General features: G+C 61.2%; 19 protein-coding genes. 5 read left to right on the top strand and 14 right to left on the bottom strand.

What is annotated here, in order from left to right; genetic code table 11:
* Positions 1 to 3: 3 nt before the first annotated feature.
* The 4 genes from G502_RS0116600 to G502_RS0116585 form a co-directional block, all read right to left on the bottom strand.
* Positions 4 to 888: an ABC transporter permease gene (locus tag G502_RS0116600; RefSeq protein ID WP_022729809.1), complete on the bottom strand. Its 885-nt coding sequence runs from the start codon at positions 886 to 888 to the stop codon at positions 4 to 6.
* Positions 888 to 1829 carry an ABC transporter permease gene (locus G502_RS0116595; protein ID WP_022729808.1) on the bottom strand — a complete coding sequence of 314 codons (942 nt, stop codon included), beginning with the start codon at positions 1827 to 1829 and terminating at the stop codon, positions 888 to 890. The genes G502_RS0116600 and G502_RS0116595 overlap by 1 nt, the downstream gene beginning before the upstream one ends.
* Positions 1830 to 1922: 93 nt before the next feature.
* Complete coding sequence (locus G502_RS0116590; protein WP_022729807.1) at positions 1923 to 3539, bottom strand: ABC transporter substrate-binding protein; 1617 nt, start codon at positions 3537 to 3539, stop codon at positions 1923 to 1925.
* Between the two features lie 82 nt (positions 3540 to 3621).
* Positions 3622 to 5148, bottom strand: coding sequence for a M81 family metallopeptidase (locus tag G502_RS0116585; protein ID WP_022729806.1), 1527 nt, complete (start codon positions 5146 to 5148; stop codon positions 3622 to 3624).
* A gap of 154 nt (positions 5149 to 5302) precedes the next feature.
* Between G502_RS0116585 and G502_RS0116580 the strand changes: the two genes are divergently transcribed.
* From G502_RS0116580 to G502_RS20900, 3 genes are all read left to right on the top strand, one after another.
* Positions 5303 to 6112, top strand: a complete 810-nt coding sequence (locus tag G502_RS0116580) for an IclR family transcriptional regulator (protein ID WP_022729805.1) — start codon at positions 5303 to 5305, stop codon at positions 6110 to 6112.
* Between the two features lie 62 nt (positions 6113 to 6174).
* Entirely contained in the window at positions 6175 to 7761 is a 1587-nt protein-coding gene (locus G502_RS0116575) for a gamma-glutamyltransferase family protein (RefSeq protein ID WP_022729804.1), read from the top strand.
* Between the two features lie 70 nt (positions 7762 to 7831).
* On the top strand, positions 7832 to 9454 hold the full coding sequence (locus G502_RS20900) for an adenosine deaminase family protein (protein ID WP_022729803.1): 1623 nt from the start codon (positions 7832 to 7834) through the stop codon (positions 9452 to 9454).
* Positions 9455 to 9469: 15 nt separating this feature from the next.
* On the opposite strand, the gene ccoS is transcribed toward G502_RS20900, so the two are convergent.
* The 10 genes from ccoS to G502_RS20880 all read right to left on the bottom strand — a co-directional run bounded on the left by ccoS (position 9470) and on the right by G502_RS20880 (position 17994).
* Positions 9470 to 9625: a cbb3-type cytochrome oxidase assembly protein CcoS gene (ccoS, locus tag G502_RS22115; RefSeq protein WP_022729802.1), complete on the bottom strand. Its 156-nt coding sequence runs from the start codon at positions 9623 to 9625 to the stop codon at positions 9470 to 9472.
* A complete protein-coding gene (locus G502_RS20895) occupies positions 9622 to 11880 on the bottom strand; it encodes a cation-translocating P-type ATPase (protein ID WP_022729801.1) in 2259 nt (752 codons plus the stop codon). Before G502_RS20895 ends, ccoS begins: the two co-directional genes overlap by 4 nt.
* Before the next feature lie 107 nt (positions 11881 to 11987).
* Positions 11988 to 12839: a DUF2189 domain-containing protein gene (locus tag G502_RS20890; RefSeq protein ID WP_022729800.1), complete on the bottom strand. Its 852-nt coding sequence runs from the start codon at positions 12837 to 12839 to the stop codon at positions 11988 to 11990.
* 48 nt (positions 12840 to 12887) lie between these two features.
* Positions 12888 to 13100 (bottom strand): hypothetical protein, encoded by a 213-nt coding sequence (locus G502_RS20885; RefSeq protein WP_022729799.1) that lies wholly within the window; start codon positions 13098 to 13100, stop codon positions 12888 to 12890.
* 1 nt (position 13101) lies between these two features.
* Positions 13102 to 13983 (bottom strand): cytochrome-c oxidase, cbb3-type subunit III, encoded by an 882-nt coding sequence (gene ccoP / locus G502_RS0116545; RefSeq protein WP_022729798.1) that lies wholly within the window; start codon positions 13981 to 13983, stop codon positions 13102 to 13104.
* The gene (locus tag G502_RS22110; protein WP_022729797.1) at positions 13974 to 14144 is read right to left on the bottom strand and encodes a cbb3-type cytochrome c oxidase subunit 3; all 171 of its coding nucleotides are present in this window, start codon (positions 14142 to 14144) and stop codon (positions 13974 to 13976) included. The genes ccoP and G502_RS22110 overlap by 10 nt, the downstream gene beginning before the upstream one ends.
* A 5-nt stretch (positions 14145 to 14149) precedes the next feature.
* Positions 14150 to 14899, bottom strand: a complete 750-nt coding sequence (gene ccoO / locus G502_RS0116535) for a cytochrome-c oxidase, cbb3-type subunit II (protein WP_022729796.1) — start codon at positions 14897 to 14899, stop codon at positions 14150 to 14152.
* Between the two features lies 1 nt (position 14900).
* Complete coding sequence (gene ccoN / locus G502_RS0116530) at positions 14901 to 16562, bottom strand: cytochrome-c oxidase, cbb3-type subunit I (RefSeq protein ID WP_022729795.1); 1662 nt, start codon at positions 16560 to 16562, stop codon at positions 14901 to 14903.
* A 239-nt stretch (positions 16563 to 16801) separates the two neighbouring features.
* Positions 16802 to 17497, bottom strand: coding sequence for an MOSC domain-containing protein (locus tag G502_RS0116525; protein WP_022729794.1), 696 nt, complete (start codon positions 17495 to 17497; stop codon positions 16802 to 16804).
* Positions 17494 to 17994, bottom strand: coding sequence for a group III truncated hemoglobin (locus tag G502_RS20880; protein WP_022729793.1), 501 nt, complete (start codon positions 17992 to 17994; stop codon positions 17494 to 17496). The genes G502_RS0116525 and G502_RS20880 overlap by 4 nt, the downstream gene beginning before the upstream one ends.
* Before the next feature lie 162 nt (positions 17995 to 18156).
* Here G502_RS20880 and goxA point away from each other — a divergent pair, with 162 nt between their 5' ends.
* The gene (goxA, locus tag G502_RS0116515) at positions 18157 to 20190 is read left to right on the top strand and encodes a CTQ-dependent glycine oxidase GoxA (RefSeq protein WP_022729792.1); all 2034 of its coding nucleotides are present in this window, start codon (positions 18157 to 18159) and stop codon (positions 20188 to 20190) included.
* Between the two features lie 10 nt (positions 20191 to 20200).
* Positions 20201 to 21307, top strand: a complete 1107-nt coding sequence (gene goxB / locus G502_RS0116510) for a glycine oxidase maturase GoxB (protein ID WP_022729791.1) — start codon at positions 20201 to 20203, stop codon at positions 21305 to 21307.
* Positions 21308 to 21313: the final 6 nt, after the last annotated feature.

Below are 21313 nucleotides of genomic sequence, written 5' to 3'. Positions count from 1 at the left end.
CTATCAGGCTTCCCGTTTCTTCAGGCGCGGATCCAACAGATCGCGCGCTGTATCGCCAATGAGATTGATCGAGAGGATGCAGAGCGACAGCATCAGACCCGGCCAGAAGATCAGCCCGGGATTGATCTGGAAGTAGTCCCGCCCCTCGGCCATGATATTGCCCCATGTAGGCGTCTCGGTACTGACCCCCGCGCCCAGGAAGGACAGGATGGCCTCGATCAGAATTGCGGAGGCACAGATATAGGTCCCCTGAACAATCAGGGGGGCCATGGTGTTGGGCATCAGGTGCTTTGTCAGAATCTTGGGCATGCTGGACCCCAAGGCCGTTGCCGCTTCCACGTATGGTTCCTCACGCGCGCTCAAGACGACGGAACGCACCAGACGCACCACGCGGGGAATTTCCGGAATGGTAATTGCAATGATCACCGATCCGATGCTGGCGCCGCTCAGGGAAACCAGGGCAATCGCCAGAAGGATGGCCGGAATGGACATCAGGCTGTCCATGATCCGCATGATGATGGCATCGGCCATGCGGAAGAAGCCGGCCACCAGCCCGATCAGAAGTCCAAAGAAGACACTGATGACCGCAGCACCAATACCGATCAGAAGGGATACACGACCGCCGGAGACCACACGGCTGAACATGTCACGACCGAACGGGTCTGTGCCAAGGATATATTCGCCGCCAGGTGGCTGTAGCCGCTTGGTGGCCTCCATGTGCATGGGGTCAAAGGGAACGTAATAGGGCGCGAACACCGCCGAAAGAACGATCATCGTAAGCACAATGGCGGCAATGATGGGCCCCGGGCCGATCCGCCACTTGCGCGGCAGCGACAAGGCACCGAGAAACCATTGTGAAGCAGAAACGGGTTGTGCAGTTTTTGCCATCAGTAACGGATCCTCGGGTCAAGCAGGGTATAGGACAGGTCGATCAGCAGGTTGATCAGCACATAGATGCCCGCCGTCAGAAGGATGATGGCCTGAATCACGGGGTAGTCCCGCGCCAGGATCGCATCGACCGTCAGACGTCCAATCCCTGGAATGTTGAACACGCTTTCGGTTACGACCACGCCCCCGATCAGCAGTGCGAAGCCGATTCCGATGATGGTCATGATTGGGACGGCCGCATTCCGCAAGGCATGGCGGAAAAGCACGGAATTCTCTTTCACGCCTTTGGCACGCGCCGTTCTTATGTAGTCTTCGCCCAGGACCTCAAGCATGCTGGCGCGGGTCATGCGCGCAATCAGGGCTACATAGATTGTCGCCAGGGTCAGTGAGGGCAGGATGGCCCGCAACAGAAACCCGAAGAAATCCTCCGTCGGTGCACGATAGCCCTGAACCGGAAACCAACCGAGGCCCAGCGAGAAAATGGACATGAAGATATAGCCGATCACGAAAACCGGGATCGAGAAGCCCAGGACCGAAAAGCTCATGACCAGATAGTCGACCCATGTGCGATGCCTCCAGGCGGCCGCCACGCCCATGGGAACAGCCAACAGAACCGAGATGATGATCGTCATGAGGGCCAGGTTGATGGTCGGGTTGATTCGGTTTGCAATCATGTCGACCACACCCGTCTTCGAAATCAGGGAGGTACCGAGATCTCCCTGAAGCAACTGCCCCATCCAGGTAATGAACTGGATGTGAAGTGGATCGTTCAGGCCAAGTTCCGTTCGAATCTTCTCGATCTGCGCCGCGGTCGCGGAATCGCCGGCCAGGATGGCCGCAGGATCGCCCGGAGAAAGACGGAGCATCAGGAAGACGAAGATTGCAACAATCAGCATGACGGGAATGACCGCCAGGATGCGCCGAATAATGTAGCCAAGCATCTTGGGCTCTTTCTCTGTAATGTGCCTGGTTCAAACGAAATCGGACGGGTGATGCAGTCACTGGCATCACCCGTCCGAAACGAAGCTAGGCAGTTACTCCTTGTCGATGTTCCAGAAGACCGGAACCGGCGAAGGAATCATGTCCACAACATTGTTGCGGCGAGCCTGCGGCATGAAGTACTGCCCCAGCGGGATATAGTTCACCGTTTCCAGGGCATAGGCCTGGATTTCGCTCGCGATTTCCTTGCGCTCTTCCTCGCTCTTGGCATCGACATACTGAGAGCGCAGATCCTCCATGTGCTCATCGTCCGGCCAGCCGAACCAGGCGGAATCACCGCGGGAGTTCAGCATGGGGTTGATCAGCGGATCGGCAACCTCTGGCAGCTGCCAGTTGGTGAAGAAGATGTTCCAGCCACCTTCATCCGGCGGGTCCATGCTGGCACGACGGCTGACAACGCTCTGCCAGTCCATTGGCTGCATGTCGACCTCGAAGCCAGCCTCGCGGAAGGCCTGAGCCGCAACCACCGGCTGGTCATCCAGGCTGGCAACGTCCGTCGGCTGCATCAGCACGATCGGCGTGCCGTCATAACCGGCTTCGTCCAGAAGGGCCTGAGCCGCTTCGGGATCTCCACCTTCCAACAGGCTCTCGGCCCCGGTTTCGTCCTCAAGCGGCGTTCCACAACCGAAGACGGACCCACAGAGCTCATAGTAGTCGGGGTTGCCGATCATGGTGCCCAGGACATCTTCCTGACTGAGCGCCAGCAGGGCAGCCTGACGGATCTTCTGGTTATCGAACGGTGGATGCTTGAAGTTCATACGTCCGATGGTCTGGTAACCAAGCGGATCGCGGCGTTCGACGGTCACATTCTCGTTCGCATCAAGGATCGGCAGAAGATCGACTTCGACCTGCTCGATATAGTCGATCTCGCCTTCGGCAAGCGCGTTCACCGATGTCATCATGTCGGACATGCTGACCCACTCGACCCGGTCGACGTTGACCTCCTTGCCGCCAGCCATCCAGTTCGCTTCTTCATCGCGCGGGACATAATCCTCGAACTTGTCGTAAACGACCTTCTGTCCTGGATCGAACTCTTCCTCGTTGAAGACGAAAGGACCGGAACCGACATACTCGTCAATGGAGGTGTCTGCCGGCGTTTCGGCAACACGCTTCGGCATGATGAAGGCCGGACGTGCCGACTGCTTCGAGAGCACCTGAAGCATGGGCGGGAAGGGCTCGCTGAGCGTCCAGGTCACCGTCTTCTCGTCCGTGGCCTCCAGGCTGTCGGTTACGTCGAAGATCTGCTGGCCACCGGAATCGACCTCGCCCCAACGCTCAAGCGATGCAACAACGTCCTCGGCTGTCACAGGCTCACCGTCGTGGAATTTCAGGCCATCCCGCAGGGTAAAGGTGTAAACCAGGTTGTCATCCGAGACTTCCCAGTCGGCCATCTGCGGATGCGGCTGGAAGTCCTCGTCCTGAGCCAGCAGGACGTCATAGATCATGTAACCATGGTTGCGGGTGATGTGGGCCGTGGTGATGATCGGGTCCAGCACACGCAGGCCGGAGTGCATGACACCGGTAATGGTCTCCTGCTCGTCCTGAGCGACGGAGCTCGCCGGCGTCAGCATGGTCATGGCCATCAGCGCCGCGGCTGCAACGCCGCCGCGCCGGGCCATGCGCCCGCTCCTGGCTTTGAAATGTTCTGTCATAATGTACCTCTCTGCTGGTTTTCAGGTTAAATCTACTCTTGTTGGAGACAAATCGTCTCGACGGTACAGGGACGGCCGGGTATCACCCCACGCCTTCAGCACCCTGCATTCTGTATTCCGGGCCCATGGGCGAAAGCCGAAGCCCCGGCGTCAATCGCCGCCACGGCAACGATGCCGGATCGATGGCCATGGGGCCAGGCGCGACGCAAACAAGAATTTGCCCCGCTATCGGCGCGAAATCGGCCCGGAAGTGTGTTGAACTCTTGACCACGAGGATATCCGTTTCCTCGGGGGCGATGCCGGCGAAGCGGAACATCTCCCGATCCGCCATCTGTGCCTTGTGTGTGGAAACCACGACGCGGACCCCACCGATCCTGAGACAGGCCGAAGGCCCCAGATCCATCTGTGCTCCGCCATAGAAGGGGCCCGGCGCTGTAAAACGGCCGTCGGAGAGCTTCTCAACGACGAAGCGCGCAGTATAGGGGCTGTCGCCCGGAACGTTCGACTGCCCACCCAGTGCCAGTTCGATTTCTCGCCCCTCACCGGCTGCATGGGCCTGGGCCGCCGATTCCGGATCGACGATCAGGCCGACGGCGGCATCCGGCACGGCAGCCTCGACCAGGGCCCGCAGCATACCCGTCGTGTTGGAATCGCCGCCGGCACCCGGATTGTCCTGAGTATCGGCCAGAACGATCGGGCGCGGAACGCCCTGTGCCAGCAACTCACGGGCCTTTGCCACACCGTCCGCCGCTTCATAAGATGTGCCCGCATATTCCGGCTCGGCCTGCCTGTAGGCCTCGGCAATACGATCAACTGCCTCATCCGCAGCCTGCTGGCTATCGGCAAAGGCCAGCGCCGTGGGGCCGCATTCCGGAAAGTCGGCGGCGGGGAACCCCATGAACAGCGATGTGCTGGAAACATCTCCCTGCTCAAGCTCATCCACCAGACCATAAAGGCGCGCGCCAGGCTGAAGATCCGTGCACTGCCAGGGAATCGGCACCAGATAAGGCAACCGCCGCATGGCCTTTGCCGGACGACGGCCCTCGGACATGATCTTTGTCAGTTGCTGGGCGGCGCGCTCACCGGTCCTGGCCATGTCGATGTGGGGATATGTGCGAAAGCCGACCAGGACGTCGGCCGCCGACATCATCTTTTCCGTGATGTTTCCGTGGAGGTCCAGACTGGCTGCAATGGGTACGGCATCTCCAACCACATTGCGGACGCGCTGGAGCAATTCGCCCTCACCATCGTCCAGATGCTCACAGACCATGGCGCCATGCAGGTCCAGGTAGACACCATCTAGTTCGCCCGCAGCGGCAATGCCTTCGACGATCTCGGAAACAATGGCTTCATAGGCATCACGCGTGACATGTGCCGAAGGAATCGCACCGGCCCAGAGGGTTGGGATCATGTCCCAGCCGGCCTCACGGCCATGCGCCATGGCCCCGGACACACCCAGATTGATGCCCTTCGCCACATCAAACAGACGCATGCCCCTCGTCATCGGGATATAGCCACCCCCTTGCTCGAAGGCCGCATAATCCGCTTTAGTGGGAGCAAAAGTGTTCGTTTCGTGTAATAGCCCGCCTATGGCGACCCGGCTTCCCATGGTCTTACCATCTCCCTGTCTGCCTCTATTTGATTCAGGGATTTGTTCCAAAAATCAAACGAAAATTATTCTTCTGTATCGCTGAACGATACTCTTGCATTGCCTGTCACGTTAAATTCATCATTCACTTATTGTCAACAGCGCGAGCGAACGAATGGTGCGCAGTGTATTGAGGCCAGGTTCGGGAACATCGAGTGGCCAGAAGGACCATCTGGAAGACCCCCTTTTCACGCGCTCCATCGGCCGCGCGCTCGATGTACTCTCGGCCTTTCACGAGAGCGAACAGCCGCTGAGTTTATCAGAAATTGCCCAGTCCGCTCAAATCGACCGCTCGGCGGCACAGCGGATCGTACACACCTTGCGAAGGCTTGGATATATCCGGCGCGATGAACATGGACGAGGCTTCCTGCCGGACATCCGCATCCTGGATCATACGCTGGATTACCTGCGCCTGAACCCGCTCGTGCGCAGGGCGACGCCGGTGCTGCTTGAACTGCGGCGCAACGTTCGCGAGCGGGTGGATCTCAGCCTTTTCGACGACCTGCGTGTTGTCTATGCCGCCCGCATGCAGAGCAAACGCGAGACCTTTCACGCTACCTTGGTGGGACACAGCGTTCCCACCTACTGCTCCTCCGGTGGACGCGCAATACTCTCACAACTCGACAGTGCAGAAGCGGACGATATCATCGAACGCTCGGACAGAACCCCCTTTACGCCCAGAACTCTGACAGATCCCGCCGCTATCAGGGACAAGCTGGCTGAGGCGCGGGACAAGGGCTATGCCCTAACCTTGGAGGAAATCCTGATCGGTGAAATTGCCATTGGAGTCGCTCTGCCCGGTCCTGACGGCCGACCTGCAGGCGCAATCCACCTGGCCGGCTCCCTGAGTGACTGGAAACCGGAGGATTTCGTGACCCGCTTCGCCCCCCTCATTTCGGAAGCCGCCATGGACATTGCGCGCTGATCCGGATCATCAAAGCGAACTCTAATGAACTCCAGAATAACAGGCTAAGAGGAACCAGAATCTTGAGCATCAACCTTTCCACCACACAGCAGGTCCGCAAAACCGTAATCAAAACCAAGGGTGGTGTTGTCTCGGCTCAGCACAGCCACGCCGCACGCGTTGGTGCAGAGATTCTGGCAGAAGGCGGTGATGCCGTGGACGCAGCGGTTGCCACATCCTTCGCGCTGGGCGTCCTGGAACCCTGGATGAGCGGTCCGGCTGGTGGTGGTGCCATGATGCTCTGGCGCGCAAATGAAGAGCAGGCGCACTCCCTCAACTATGGCATGCGCTCCCCGGGCGCTCTTGATCCGGCCGACTACCCGCTTTCCGGTACCGGCAAGGCCAGTGATCTCTTCCCCTGGGAAGCGGTCGTGGAGGACCGTAACATTCAAGGTGCGACAGCCGTCGCCGTGCCGGGCCTGATCGATGGTGTCGGCAAGGCGCACGAACGCTTCGGCCGCATGCCTTGGCGCAACCTCATTGCGCCCTCCGTGGATCTGGCGCGCAAAGGCCTGCAGGTGGACTGGTATGCAGCCCTGATCATCGCTTCGGCCACACGCAGTCTGGCACAGGATCCTGATGCGGCCGCTCTGTTCCTCGAGGATGGTCAATGGCCCACCATCGCCGGATGGACCAGCCTTGAAGACAAGCGCATCCCCAACCCGAAGATGGCGGATACCCTGTCCCAACTGGCCGAGAAAGGTGCCCGTGAATTCTACGAGGGCGACATTGCGGCCGCCATGGTTGCAGATTTGCAGGCTAAGGGCGGCTGCCTGTCCATGGAAGACCTGCGCAACTATCGCGCATCCTTCGAAGCCCCGCTGAGCTTCGCGTACAGGGACTCCCACTTTCATGTCACCCCTTACATGACAGCCGGACCCACGTTCCGTGACGCATTCGAAGTGCTCTCCCAGCGGCTTGAAACGGACGGAGCTCCGACAGCGGACAGCTTTGCAGCCTATGCCGAAGCGCTCAAACAGGCCTACGAGAAACGCTTCAACACCATGGGCGACCATGAGGAGCCCAAGGATGCGCCGGGCTGCACCACCCATTTCTCCGTCGTCGACCGGCACGGCAACATGGTGGCCCAGACCCAGACGCTCCTTTCCATCTTCGGGGCGCGTACAGTGTCGGGCTCGACCGGCTTGCTAATGAACAATGGCATCATGTGGTTCGATCCCGAACAGGGCCGCCCGAATTCCCTGGGGCCGGACAAGCGCTGCCTGATGAACATCTGCCCGGTGATCGGCGAACAGGGAAACCGGCGTTTTGCCATTGGCGCGTCGGGAGGACGCAAGATCGTATCGGCCGTCGCCCAGCTTTCCTCCCTGATGGTGGACCATGGCCTGTCCCTGGAAGACAGCTTCCACCATCCGCGGATCGATGTTTCCGGACAGGACCTGTTGGTGGCGGACGAGCAACTGGACCCCTCCTGGATCGAGGCCCTGCGCCAGGAGCACAAGGTTATCACGGCACCACGTACGGCCTTCCCCTTTGCCTATGCCTGTCCGGTTGCCGTTCTGCGCGAAGGCGATCAGAACATGGGCTGCACCGAAATCATGTCCGCCTGGGGCGACAGCATTGCGGAAGCACAGTTACGGCCCCACTAGACCGCGCTGTAGGCTTTGGGCAATCTGCGCCTGCACACCCGGGTTATTAAGGAAGCGGAACCAACCCTCCATGACAAAGCGATTGTTTTCGAAAGAACTGCTGTCCCGACAGTTGACCCTGCTACTGGCCGGCGCTGCCCTGTCCCTGACGGCCGCCTGTGCCAGTCTGTCCGAAAGCGAGCCTATGCATGAAACGGAAGATGCGGCCCTGACCGCCCGCGTCTTCGAACAACTGCGGGAACATCCCGTGGATCTGCGAATGTTCCTGCAGGCCATGCCCAAGGGCGGGGACCTGCACAATCACTTGAGCGGCGCTGTCTATGCAGAGAGCTATGTTGACTGGGCCCTGGAAGACGGCCTCTGCATCATTGTGGAGCGTGCCCAGCTAGCCGAACCGCCCTGCTCTGCCGAACAGCCACGGCTGCAGACCGCCCTGGCCGAAGGCCAAATCACACGCGATCAGCTCATCAATGCCTGGTCCCTGCGCAACTTCGTGGCGGCGCCGGCGGGCAGCGACTCTCCGCTGGCCGAGGTATCCGGTCATGACCAGTTCTTCGCGACTTTCTTCCGCTTCGATGCGGCCACCAACGCACGCAAGGCGGACATGCTTGCGGAAGTGGCGGCCCGCAATGCCCGGCAGAACATCGGATACCTGGAACTGATGCAATCCTTCCGGGCCGGCGAGGCACGCACTCTTGCACAGGACCTGGACCTGAAGGACGCAAGCCGTGAGAGCGAGCGCCGCTTGCGAAAAGCCGGCATTCAGCAGCTTGCCGAGAAATCCATTGCCGATCTGGATGCCATGGAGCGTGAGGCCGGTGCCAGCTTGGGCTGCCAGTTGGGCGATGAGGGCGACTGCCCTGTCACCCTGCGCTACGTGGCCCAGGTCCTGCGCACGGTCCCGCCCGCCGAGGTTCTCGCCCAGAGCATGGTGGCCTTCGAGATGGCCCGGCAGGATCCGCGTGTGGTCGCGGTCAATCTCGTCGCGCCTGAAGACAACGATCTGGTCCTGAAAACCTATGATCAACAGATGCAGATCATCGGGCGTCTTGCCGAACAATACCCGGATGTGGGCGTGACCCTTCACTCGGGCGAACTGACCCTGGGCTTGGTACCGCCCAGGGATCTGTCCGACCACATCCGACAAGCCATCGAGACGGCCAGGGCAACGCGGATCGGCCACGGCATCGATATCGCCTATGAAAACAATCCGGAACGACTGCTGCGCCAAATGGCAAATGAAGAAATCACCGTCGAGGTCAACCTGTCCAGCAATGCCGAAATCCTGGGCGTCGAGGGGCGCGACCACCCCTTTCAGACCTATCGCCGCTATGGCGTTCCGGTTGTCCTCTCCACGGATGATGAAGGCGTATCGCGCAATGACCTGACACACGAGTACATGCGCGCGGTGGAAACCTACGATCTGGACTATTCCGATCTGAAGCAGTTTGCCCGCCGTGCACTGGAATCTGCCTTTCTTCCCGGAGAAAGCCTGTGGCAGGATTTCGACGAACAGTTGCGCGTTTCTTCCTGTGCCAGCATGAGCGATAGCTGTCGCGCATTCCTTGATGCCAACGAGCGCGCCCGTCGACAGTGGGCGCTCGAAGAGTCGTTCAAGGAATTCGAGGCCGAGCGAGCCGAATTGCTGCGCAAGGGCATCATGCCGCCATTGTCAGCCTATGCTGAAGATTGAGCAGAACGCGTTGACTCAGCCGCGCGGCGGTTCGTCCTCGTCATAGAGAATCCGCTCCGCCGCACCGTTCAGGTCGTCGTACTGGCCGCTCTTGAGGGACCAGAAAAACGCGGCCAGGGCAATCCCGCCCAGCAGCAGGGATATGGGGATCAGGTAGAACAGGACATTCATTCTGCCGCCTCCAACTGCCCAGCAGGGTGGTGCTTGAGAGCATCACCTTCAAGAGGGACCGGGTCCAATCGCCTGTCCGCCGCTCCAAGCCTCAGGGCATTGGCCACCACCAGAAGCGAGGAAGACGACATGGCGACCGCTGCAAAGAGCGGTGTGACATACCCCAGCATGGCAAAGGGCAACGCCAGGGCGTTGTAGCCAATCGCAAGGGCGAAATTCTGGCGCACCAGCCTCTGCGCACGGCGCGCCAGGTCGGTGGCCGCCGGAACGGCCAGCAGGCTGTCGCCCAGGAACACCAGGTCGGCTGCATTGCGCCCCACGTCGGCACCGCTGCCCGGCGCCATGGACACCTCGGCCGTTGCAAGGGCCGGCGCATCGTTCAGGCCGTCGCCGACCATCAAGACCCGCTGCCCCTGGCCCGCCAACTCTGCCAATCGGTCCACCTTATCCGACGGTTTTGCTGCACTGCGCCACTCTTCAATTCCCAGCTCTGCCGCGATCCGGCTGGCCGTCTCGGGTCTGTCGCCAGACAGGATCTCAACCGCCATGCCCTGTCGCTTCAGCGCCTCGACGGCCTGCCTGGCACCGGGCCGCAGGGAATCGGAGAAGGAAAAGGCCTCCAGCAGGCGATTATTACAGGAGAGCACTGCGCCCGCTTTGGCATCGGGAGCGAGACCATCCAGTGAGTCCGTGCCAGCTTCCAGGGCCCAGTCGGCACGCCCCAAACGAAAACGATCGTTACCGATGATGGCCTCAACGCCATGTCCGGGTATTTCACGCACCTGATCAAAAGATCTGCGCTGCCTTTCGTCCTGAGGTGTCCCACGCGCCGCCAGAGCCTGCGAACAGGGATGCGCGGACATCGCTCCCATCGCGGCGGCCAAATCCAGATTGTCCGGAGTCAGCTTGTCCGGCTCCAGCAACTCTAGCTCGCCGCGCGTCAGGGTCCCCGTCTTGTCGAACACCACACGGTCGATTTCGGCCAGGCGCTCCAGGGCGGCCCCATCCTTCATCATGACCCGCTGTTCGAAAAGCCGCCGGGCTGCCATGACCTGGACCATCGGAACCGCCAAACCCAGAGCACAGGGACAGGTTATGATCAGGACGGCCACGGCAATGGTCACGGCCTGATGCAGGTCGCCTGCCGCCATCATCCAGCCCAGGAACCCCAGGGCTGCGGCGAGATGGACAACCGGTGCATAGAGCCGCGAGGCGCGGTCGGCCAGGCGGCGATAACGGGAACGACCGGCCTCGGCCGCTTCCATCAGCGCCACCATCTTGGCCAGGAAGGAATCGTCGGCTCCGGCCGTGACCTTGACACGCAAAGGGCCGGTCAGGTTGAGCGTTCCCGCCTGAAGCGCGGACCCGGGCTGGACAGCGCAGGGCGCGCTCTCCCCCGTGACCAGCGAAACATCCAGGTCCGAGCTGCCCGTCAGGACCTGCCCATCCAGGGGAATGCGCTGACCGGCCTGTATCTGCAGTACATCACCCGGGTGAATCTCCTCAACCGCCCTGTAGGTCAGTTGCCCATCGGTTTGCTCGACCTGTGCACCTCGGGCCGCCAATCGCGCCAGTCCCTGGACTGCCGAACGAGCCCGGGCGCGCATGACATGGTCCAGGGTCCGCCCCACCAACAGGAAGAACAGTAGCATCGTCGCGGCATCGAAATAGGCGTGCTGGGCATGCTGCAAGGTGTCATAGAGACTCATCCCGAAGGCCAGCAGTACCCCAAGCGTAATGGGCACATCCATGTTGGTCTGGCCATGACGCAGAGCACGCCAGGCAGAGACATAGAAGATACGCCCGGAATAGATCAGAACCGGCAGGGCAATCGCAGCGGATATCCAGTGAAAGATGTCGCGCGTCGTACCCTCGGCCCCCGACCAGACCGCCACGGACAGGAACATGATGTTGCCGGCCCCGAAGCCGGCTACGGCGAGCGCGCGGATCAAGGGTCCAAGGCTCGGATCCTTGTCGCTTTCGGCAGAAGCCTGATGCAGATGTGCTGGATACCCCAGAGCCTCCAGACTTGCGAGGAAGGGTGGCGGTCCATCGCCTTCCTCCTTCCAGCGCACGGTAACCCTGCGCGCCGTCAGGTTCACACGCACATGGGTGATGCCAGGTAGATCGCCAAGAGTCTTCTCGATGGCACGGATACAGCCACCGCAATGGATATCCGGGACGGACAGTTCGACCGCGCGCTCGTCTTCACCCACCGGGCGACTGGCCAGTCGCAGTTCCTCGTTCTGTTGCAACCGGTTGCTTCCGGCCTGATGGTCCCCAGTCCAATTGTTTCCGGCCCGATTATCCCCAGTCGGCCTTTCCCCCTCTTGGTTGCCCCCCTCCTTCGAGGTGCAACAACTCATGAGACGGCTCCGTCGTACCCCTCTTCCAGGTTGCCTTGCGGTGCTTCACTTGTGCGGCGACCTGGCTGTCGTATCGCCAGGTAGGCATGCCATGTCGCATGCCCCAGGACAGGGAAGGCCACGATAAGTCCCAGAAAGGCCGTTAGGACACTAACTCCGAACAGCACGACGACAATTGCCCCCCAGACCAGCATGATCGGCAGGTTGTTCCAGACCAGGGCCATGCTGGTTCCCATGGCAGTCAAGGCATCCGTCCGCTCATTCAGCAGCATGGGCACTGCGAAGACACTGATCGCGAAGGCAAAGGCAGCAAACAGGCCACCCACCAGGCTGCCCACGATCAGCAGCCACCATCCGGTTGCCGTGGTGAACAGCATACCGGCAACATCATCCAGCCCCGGAAAGGGCGTCAGGCCGAAAAACAGAGCATAGATCAGGACGGCTGCGCGCATCCAAAGCAGCATCAGAAGACAAAGCAGAACACCCGTGAAAAGCATCTGCCCGCCGGACTCCCCACGCACCAGGATCATCTCGCCCAAGGTAACGGGACGGCCTTCCTGAATTCGTCTACTCTTTTCATACAGCCCAATGGCAAGGAAAGGGCCGACGACCATGAAACCGGCAATCGCCGGAAAGAGAATATAGTCCAGGGACAGTGCAAAAAGCCCGCCGACCAATACAAAGGACAGCACGAAGGCCAGGATGCCGTAAGCCAGACTCTGCGATGACTCTTTCCTGAAATCCGCCCAGCCCGCTTTCAGCCAATCAAAGGCAGCCATGGCAGGCAGGTCGCGTTGAAAACCGTAATCACGCGGCAGAGGCGGAACAGGATCGGGAAGCTTGGCCATGATGTCACTCGCTCTGCTTGCTGTTCACTCTAATCATATCACAAGACCTCAACAGGCGGATTTTGCCGCACGGTACTTGCCATCACTTTCCTCGGGCGCCTTGCTGTGCGGAACACAGTCCGGTTGGGAGGTGAAGGCCACGTGAAGCAGATGGGCATTGGCGCCAAGAAAAAGCGCCACCCCCGCCGCCACGGAAAGCAGAACAAGCAGTCGTGTACGCTTTTTCCTACGCCACTCTACTGTTGCCTGCTCCTGCGCCATCCTAATCTTCCCCTGCACTCATGTCCGCGACATAGAGGGACAGGATCTTGAGTTCCAATGGGCTGAGGCGCGCCTCCCAATGCGGCATGACGCCCTGGCGTCCATGAAAGATAGTGTCATAGATCGACTGGCGGTCGCTGCCGTAAATCCAGGAATTGTCGGTCAGGTCCGGCGCGCCCAGTTCAGTCATGCCACTGCCGTCTTCAGCATGACAGCTGGCGCAATTCGCGGTGAAGATCTCCTCGCCGTTTGCAAGCGCCTCTTGCGGACGATCGGCAACGGCCTCGGGATCGGACAAGGATTGGACATATGTGACGACATCGCGAATCTCGTCGCGTCCCAGCATGTTGTTCTCACCGAAAGCCAGCATCTCGGCTATCCTGCTTTCGGGATGATCGGAGTTAATTCCGACCCGAAGGGTTTGCTGGATTTCTTCCGGGGCACCGCCCCACAACCAGGCCTGATCGCTCAGATTCGGATAACCGGGTCCGCCTCGTCCATTCGTCCCGTGGCAGACGGCGCAGTTGTCACCGAACAATGTGCTGCCGGTATCGCGAACCGTATCCATCAACTGGGTGTCCTGGCGGATCTCGTCGAAGCTCAATTCCTCGATCTGGCTGGCCCAGGCGGACTGCCGCTCCGCCCCTTCCTCGAGCTGGGCCTGCAGCGTATCCGTCTGGTCAAGACCCAGCAGACCGCGCGTGTAGGTCACCCCCAGGGGCCAGGCCGGCATCAGGATCCAGTAGACCACCGAGAAGATGAACGTGGCAATCAGGAACAGCCAGATGATCTTGGGGACCGGTCGGTTCAGCTCCTTGATGCCGTTCCAGTCATGCCCCGTGGTCATGTGCCCGCTGTGCGGGTCGCGCTCTCCTACCGACATGGCCCGTCCTCGTCATTGAGAATACTCTTCTTTGCCCGGTCAAAACGGTCCCGGTTCGAGGGCCAGCAGGCATAGACCAGCACCACTGCGAAGAAAATCATCAGGTAGAAAAGTCCGAAGGATTTGGCGAAGGCCACCAGGGTTCCGTGATCGATTTCCATGCGCCTCACTCCTCTTCCACAAGTTCGGACTCATCAAGCGCAGGCTGGTCCTGAGCCGCATCGGTCAGACGGCCAAGGATCTGCAGATAGGCAACAAGGGCATCCATCTCGGTGACCCGCTCGGGATCGCCGTCAAAACTGCGGATGTTCGTGTCATCGCCATAACGCTCGGCCACGCCCTCGGCACGGCTGCTGTCCGGGTTGGCCTGGCCATAGGCATCCTCAGGCGCATTCTCGATCATCGCGTCGCTGTAGGGCACGCCAACCTTCCGCATGGCCGACAGGTGTTTGTCCAGGTCTTCCCGTTCCAGCTCGTTGCGGCTGAGCCAGGCATAGGACGGCATGACCGATTCCGGGACCACGTCCCTCGGATCTTCCAGGTGCGCCACATGCCAGGCATCGGAATACTTGCCACCGACGCGTGCCAGGTCCGGCCCTGTGCGTTTCGAGCCCCAGAGCATCGGATGGTCGTATTGCGATTCCACCGCCAGCGAATAGGGACCGTAGCGTTCCACTTCGTCCCGCAGGGTCCGGACCATCTGCGAGTGGCAGGCATAGCAGCCCTCGCTGATGTAGATGTTGCGCCCGGCCAATTCCAGCGGCGTATACACACGCATGTCCGGATCTTCTTCCACCGTCTCGTCGATGGTGAACAGTGGCGCGATTTCCACCAGGCCACCGATACTGGCCACAATGATGATGGCAACGGCCAGCCCGATGGAACGACGTTCAAGGTTATAGTGCAGACCGAACATCTTACTCCCCCGCACTGACAGATGATGGCGCCGCACCCGCTGTGACCGGTTCGTCCTGCCGGGTCTCGCTGGCTTCCAGCCCCGGCGCTCGGCGTATGGTCATCCATATGTTGTAGGAACCGACGACGATACCGGCCAGGAACAGCAGGCCGCCGATGGTGCGGGCGATGTAATAGGGATGCATGGCCACCAGGGAATCGATGAAGGAATAGGTCAGCGTCCCGCTTTCATTGTAGGTCCGCCACATCAGCCCCTGAATGATGCCGGAATTCCACATGGCAAAGACGTAGACCAGGGTACCGGCCAGTGCGAGCCAGAAATGGACCTCCACCAACGCCGGGGAGTACATACGCTGGCGCTTCCAGAGGATCGGCGCCAGGGTATAGATCGCCCCGAAGGTGATCAGGGCCACCCAGCCCAGGGCGCCGGCATGCACGTGCCCCACGGTCCAGTCGGTATAGTGCGACAGAGAGTTCACCGGCCGGATGGCCAGGAAGGAGCCTTCGAAGGTGGAAATGCCGTAGAAGACGGCCGCCACCATCATGAAGCGCAGGGTCGCATCGTCACGCACCTTGTGCCAGGCACCGTTCAGCGTCAGCAGGGCATTGGCCGCCGAGGCCCAGGAGGGCACCAGCAGCATGACCGAGAAGGTCATGCCCAGGGTCTGCACCCAGTGCGGCAAGGCCGTGTAGTGCAGGTGGTGCGAACCGGCCCACATGTAGAGGAAGGTGATGCCCCAGAAGCTGACGATGGACAGGCGGTACGAGAAGATCGGCCGCTCAGCCCGCTTGGGCAGATAGTAGTACATCATCCCCAGGAAACCGGCTGTCAGGAAGAAGGCCACGGCATTGTGCCCGTACCACCACTGGGTCATGGCATCCTGGACGCCCGAGAAGGCCGAATAGCTCTTGGCCGCCGTCAGTGAAATGGGCATGGCCAGGTTATTGACGATATGCAGCATCGCCACCACCAGGATGAAGGCCAGGTAATACCAGTTGGCAACATAGATGTGCGGCTCCTGCCGGCGGGCCAGGGTGCGCAGGTAGAGCACCAGGTAGGTCACCCAGACGACAACGAGCCAGATATCGGCGTACCACTCCGGCTCGGCATACTCCTTGGACTGGGTTACGCCGATGAAATAGCCGGTGACCGCCAGCAGGCAGAAGAGGTTGTAGCCCAGCAATACAAACCAGGGGCTGAACTGATCGGGCATCCTGGCCCGCGAGGTGCGCTGCATGACGTGGAAGGAGGTGGCGATCAGGGCGTTGCCACCGAAGCCGAAAATCACGCCGGTCGTGTGAACGGGCCGCAAGCGCCCGAAGCTGGCCCAGGCAGCATCGAAGGTCATCTCGGGCCAGGCCAGCAGCGCAGCCACCCAGACTCCCATGAACATGCCGATGACCCCCCAGACAAGGGACAGGATGACGCCCACCTTGATGGGGTCGTCATAGTATTGCTTCAGTCGCTCTGGGCTTGGTTCCGCAGCGAAATAACCGGACAGGACCAGGAAGGTTACGCCCAGTGCGAAAAGCAGGACGATGAAGCCGTGGAACCCCAGTGGATTGCCGAAGCCGGCACCAGCCATGGCCAGGCCCAGGAACGCCACCGCAATGGAGATGAAAAGCGCGAGCTGTCGCTCGCCTTTCGTCAGCTGGGAAATCATGGTGCCGCCACCGCCGCTATCTGTCGTGAGAAATCGTCAAAGGAAAAACTGGAATACAAGACCGCCCCCTGAAACGGATCTGCAAGCCCTCGGCAAACGAGGAGTCCTGCTGTCCGCGATCATGAACATCAACCATCTCTTTGGCTTGTCTATAGTCGCATCTTTTTTCGCTGCAATCGAGAAAGGATCCATGAGACCTTTTGCCTCAGACCACAGCCGCTCGATGTGAATTTAGCCCTTCACTCCTGAAGAGGAGTCTCCAGGCGCGCTGTCCAATCCTCCACCTCCGCCTTTTCCAGACGGCGATGCACCAGGTTACGCCAGGAGTCCGCCAGAACCGAAAGTTCCGCCAGTTCGCTCAAGGCTTCACGATTGAGTGTATCGCGATAGAGAACGTGCAGGACGCGCTGCAGGCTCCAGTTCCTGGCCGGCCGTTCCAGCAGGTCCAGGCTGTCACCGGGGGCCACCTTCCCGCTTTCCAGGACACGATAGTACCAGCCCGTGCGCGCCGACTCCTGAACCCGACGGGCCATGGTCTTCTCGTTGAAACGGGCATTCAGGCGCCAGCAGGGCTGGCGCCCCTGCGACACCTGGACCACGGCCGTGCCCAGGCGAACGATGTCACCGATACAGACTGCCGATTCATCAAGTCCCCTGGTGGATATGTTCTCGCCAAACCGTCCGGGACGGTCCAGCGGCAGCGCCAGATCGGGATAGTGCGCAAGCCACCAGTCGTAGTGATCGCGAGGATAGTGATGAATGGCCTTCTCCGGCCCGCCATGGTTTTTTCGGTCGCCCTGATGATCGCCCAGCAGGCCCTCGAGCCCGACCTCGACGCTTGTCGCGACCGGTTGCTTGTCGATTCCACTGGGCACCCCCTGGCGTCCCAAAGGCTTCAGATCCCCCAGCAGGACCGCCTCCACCTGCAGCTTCATTCGCCGACCTCGACGCCTTCCGGCCGTGAGGTCTCCGGCAGGTGGACTTCACTATCCGGGCGTTGCAGCCGTTCCCCCTTCATCAGGACATGACCGTGAAAGCCCGCAATGCCCAGCTCCAGGCTTTCGGCAATCCGTTCGGCCCGCTCCACGAAGTGATGCGCTGCGGCAGGCGGACAGACCTCGTTCGCCGTTTCCCGGAACAAGGCCAACCAGTGATCGAAGTGACGATGGTCCACAGGCAGGTTCAGATGCTTTTCCATGGGACGACCATGATAGCGCCCGGTCAGAAGCGCAACCGAAGACCAGAAAGCGCACATGCGCTGCAGGTGCAGGTCCCAGTCCTTAACCTGGGCCTCGAAGACCGGGCCCAGAACAGGATCCTGGCGTACCTTGCCATAGAAGGCCTGGACCAGGCGTTCGATCATCGCCTCATCGATGCCGGTTTCCTCGATGATGCGATTGGTGACGGCTTCCCGCCGCTCGGCAGCTGTCATATCGACTCCGAAAACAGTATTCCAAATACTTGTTTATCATTTCCCTTCCTGCAAGGCCAGCGGGATAAGAAACAGCCGAGCGCAGACAAAGCACTGGACTTTCCTTCCGGGCAGAAACTACCTTTGCACCGGAACAGGACAAACAAGAAATGGCTTGCCCGAATGAACCCATCCGACAAGGGACCAACGCTCCGTAGACGCGACTTCCTGGCCACCGGTACGGCCTTCATGGCCGGCCTGCCCCTCCTTCCCAAGGCCAGCGTGGCCGCCCTGCCTTCGCTCGAACCTGCGCCCGAAGGGGCCAGGATCGCTCGCCTGGGGGTCTATCCAGCGATCGGCATTTCCAGGGTCGGAGGCAGTCCGGAGTGGTATCTGGCACCTGAAGTACCCGGCCTTCCGCCCCAACCCGAAGGCGGCTTCAAGGACGGCACACGCCTCATCAAGAAACAGGTCCAGCGCTTCCGTATCTATGCCTTCGACGACAAGGGCCGCGTCATCGGCGAGGTAACCGAAGGCAAGGCATCGATCCGCTGGAATGTTCATGTCGCCAACACCAAGGCGGCCTGGTACGGCTTCAGCAACCCCCTGGACAATGACGACCTGGCCCCGGGTTTGCCCGGAGAGAAACGCAATTCCCATTTCGTCAGCGCCGAAGAGCGCGCCCGCATGCTGGTGATTGATGGCGGCCCGACCACCATTTCCGGCAAGGATACCAACGCCGAAGGCAGCGACCCTGACTTCGCCATGTGGGGACGCTTTCACGACCGGACGAATGTGGGCTTCGGCCAGCTCAGGACCGATGCCGAGGGCCGGCTTCTGGTCTTGCCGCCCGATGGCATCTCGGACAGCCCGGTCGGCAGTCCCATCACCAGCTTCGCCGATAACGACGGCTCGTATGACGACTGGTGCGACGGGCCCGTGCGTGCCGAGGTGACCCTGGCGGATGGAAGAACGCTCAACGCCGACCCCGGGTGGGTTGCCTGTGTCGGGCCCAACTTCGCCCCCGAGATCCCGCCCATCACGACCCTGCATGACGTGATCAGCGACCTGAACGTGTCAGAAGGCTGGCAGGAAGCACCGGTTCTGCCGCTGTCGTTTCGCAAGCATATCTATCCCATCTTCCGACGCCTGGCGCTGATGGAGTGGGTTTCGGAAGCGGCCTTCCTGAGGCAGGGCTGGCTGGAAATCGGGGACTTTTCCGACCCCGCCTATATCGAAAGGCTGGCTGACCCAGGGCCTTACAACGAGTCCTTCCGCCGTGAGGTCTTCGCGAAATTCAGGGATCCGAACAACGACAGCGACACCGCCTACCGGGACGAGCGCCTGAAGCTGCCCTTCATGCTGGGGGACGGGATCAACTACAATGGTAGCCCCCTGCAGTGGTTCCGCTTTCCCAAACTGCAGTACGCCTTCCTGGAGCACTGGGCCGCCGGCGACTTCACGAACGATCTGGAGGACGCCACAGCGGATGCGATCGACAGCCTGAACCAGGTTCCCCTGACCCAACAGCCGGCAGCGCTGAGCGAGGCCGCACTCGAGAACTGTTCGGGCGGCGCCTTCCATCCCGGCGTGGAGCTGACATATTACCTGCGTTTGGCACCACTCTACGCCCGCGCGCACGACCCGAAGGCCGAGCCCTTCCGGCTCGCTCTGGGGCAACGCGACAGCCTGCTGCAGGATGTCGGCCGGCTGCTCACGCCTGAAGCTGCCTTTCAGGGCGGCAACGGTGCACCCGCACCCATCGGCCCGCAGATGCCTGGCGACCTGACCCGCTGGATGGGTCTGCCCTGGCAGTGCGATGCCTTCAGTTGCCAGGACGTCCTGATGCAGGACGACTTCCCGACGGCCGTCTGGTGGCCCGCCCTTCTGCCGGTCGATGTCCTGCCGGAAGACCATTACGACGCCCTGATGCGCGCGGACCTGCCCGCCGACCAGCGTCGGCGCTTCTATGAAAACCGGGTGCCCTGGTCGCGGGGTGTGGCGGGTATCGGCTATCACGCCAATGCCAGCTACTGGGACGGCATCACCAACATGATCGCGCTCTGGCAACGCATGGGCTTCATCGTGAAGCGGCCAGGCCCCAGCGACCCTGAACGCCCCGATGCCATCCCGCAGGACCTTTTTGTCGAGGTCGGGCGCGACAACATGGAGATCCGTTTCGACTGGACAGAGGACAAGGGGCCCCTGCCCCGTTGAGAACAGGCCTTTGAGCACTGACAGTGTTGCCGTCATCGGCAGCGGGCCTGCCGGCGCGGCTGCCTGCCTGGCCTTGGGCCAATTGGCGCGCGCCGTCCTGTGGATCACTCCGCCGGACACCAAGGAGGCGCGGATCGGCGAATCTCTCTCACCGTCGGCGCGGCCTCTGCTCGCGGCGCTCGGACTTGAAGAGCTGTTCACCGGGCCGGCGCACCGACCCGCCAACGCCCTTTTCTCCTGCTGGGGCAGCGATCACCTGACCGAGCGCAGCGATGCTCTTCGGCTGCAGGGACCGGGGCTTGTCCTCGACAGGCCAGCCTTCGAAGCGCAACTGCGCAGCGCTGCCTTGGCAACCGGCCTGGAAAGACAGGAGACCACCCTGGAGAGTCTGCAGGCGGCAGATGGTCACTGGCGCCTGCGCCTGGGCAGTGGCCAGGAGGTATCAGCCGGCTTCGTCATTGATTGCAGTGGACGCAAGGCCGTGGCTGGGCGCCACTTCGCGCGCCAGCACCAGGACGACCAACTGCTTGCCGCCTATGCGTTCCTGGACCAGCAGGATACCGACATCGAGCCCACAGCCGCCACCATGATCGAGGCCGTGGCGGATGGCTGGTGGTACGCCAGCCTCCTGCCACAGCGCCGGTCACAAGCCCGGCGCATGGTCGTGGCCCGTTTCAGCGATCCCGACCTGCAGCCGCGCGGCCTGACACGTGACAGGGTGGCCTGGCAGGCCCTTGTCGAGGACACACTCTATATTCAGCGCTGGATCGACAGCGCCGGCTTCAAGGCAGGCAATTCGCCAAAGCTCACCTCGGCTGCAACCGCCTGGCTGGAACCGGCTGCCGGAATTCTTGACGGTGCCGGCTGGGCCGCCGCCGGAGATGCAGCCGCCGCCTTCGATCCCCTGTCATCCCACGGCCTAACCACGGCTCTCTGGTCGGGACAGCACGCAGCCGCCGCTGCGGACTCATTCCTGAGAGGCGATCGCGCACCCGTGGCAGACTACGCCCATACAATCGCTAAAGGGGTGGACCAGTTCCGCCAGGAAAGACATCAGGTCTACGCCCGCGAAAAACGCTTCCACAACCAGCCTTTCTGGCGGCGCAAAAGCGGATAGGTCCCT

The organism is Fodinicurvata sediminis DSM 21159, from assembly GCF_000420625.1.
Lineage (GTDB): Bacteria > Pseudomonadota > Alphaproteobacteria > Kiloniellales > DSM-21159 > Fodinicurvata > Fodinicurvata sediminis.
This window is presented reverse-complemented; position numbering and strand designations above follow the sequence as displayed.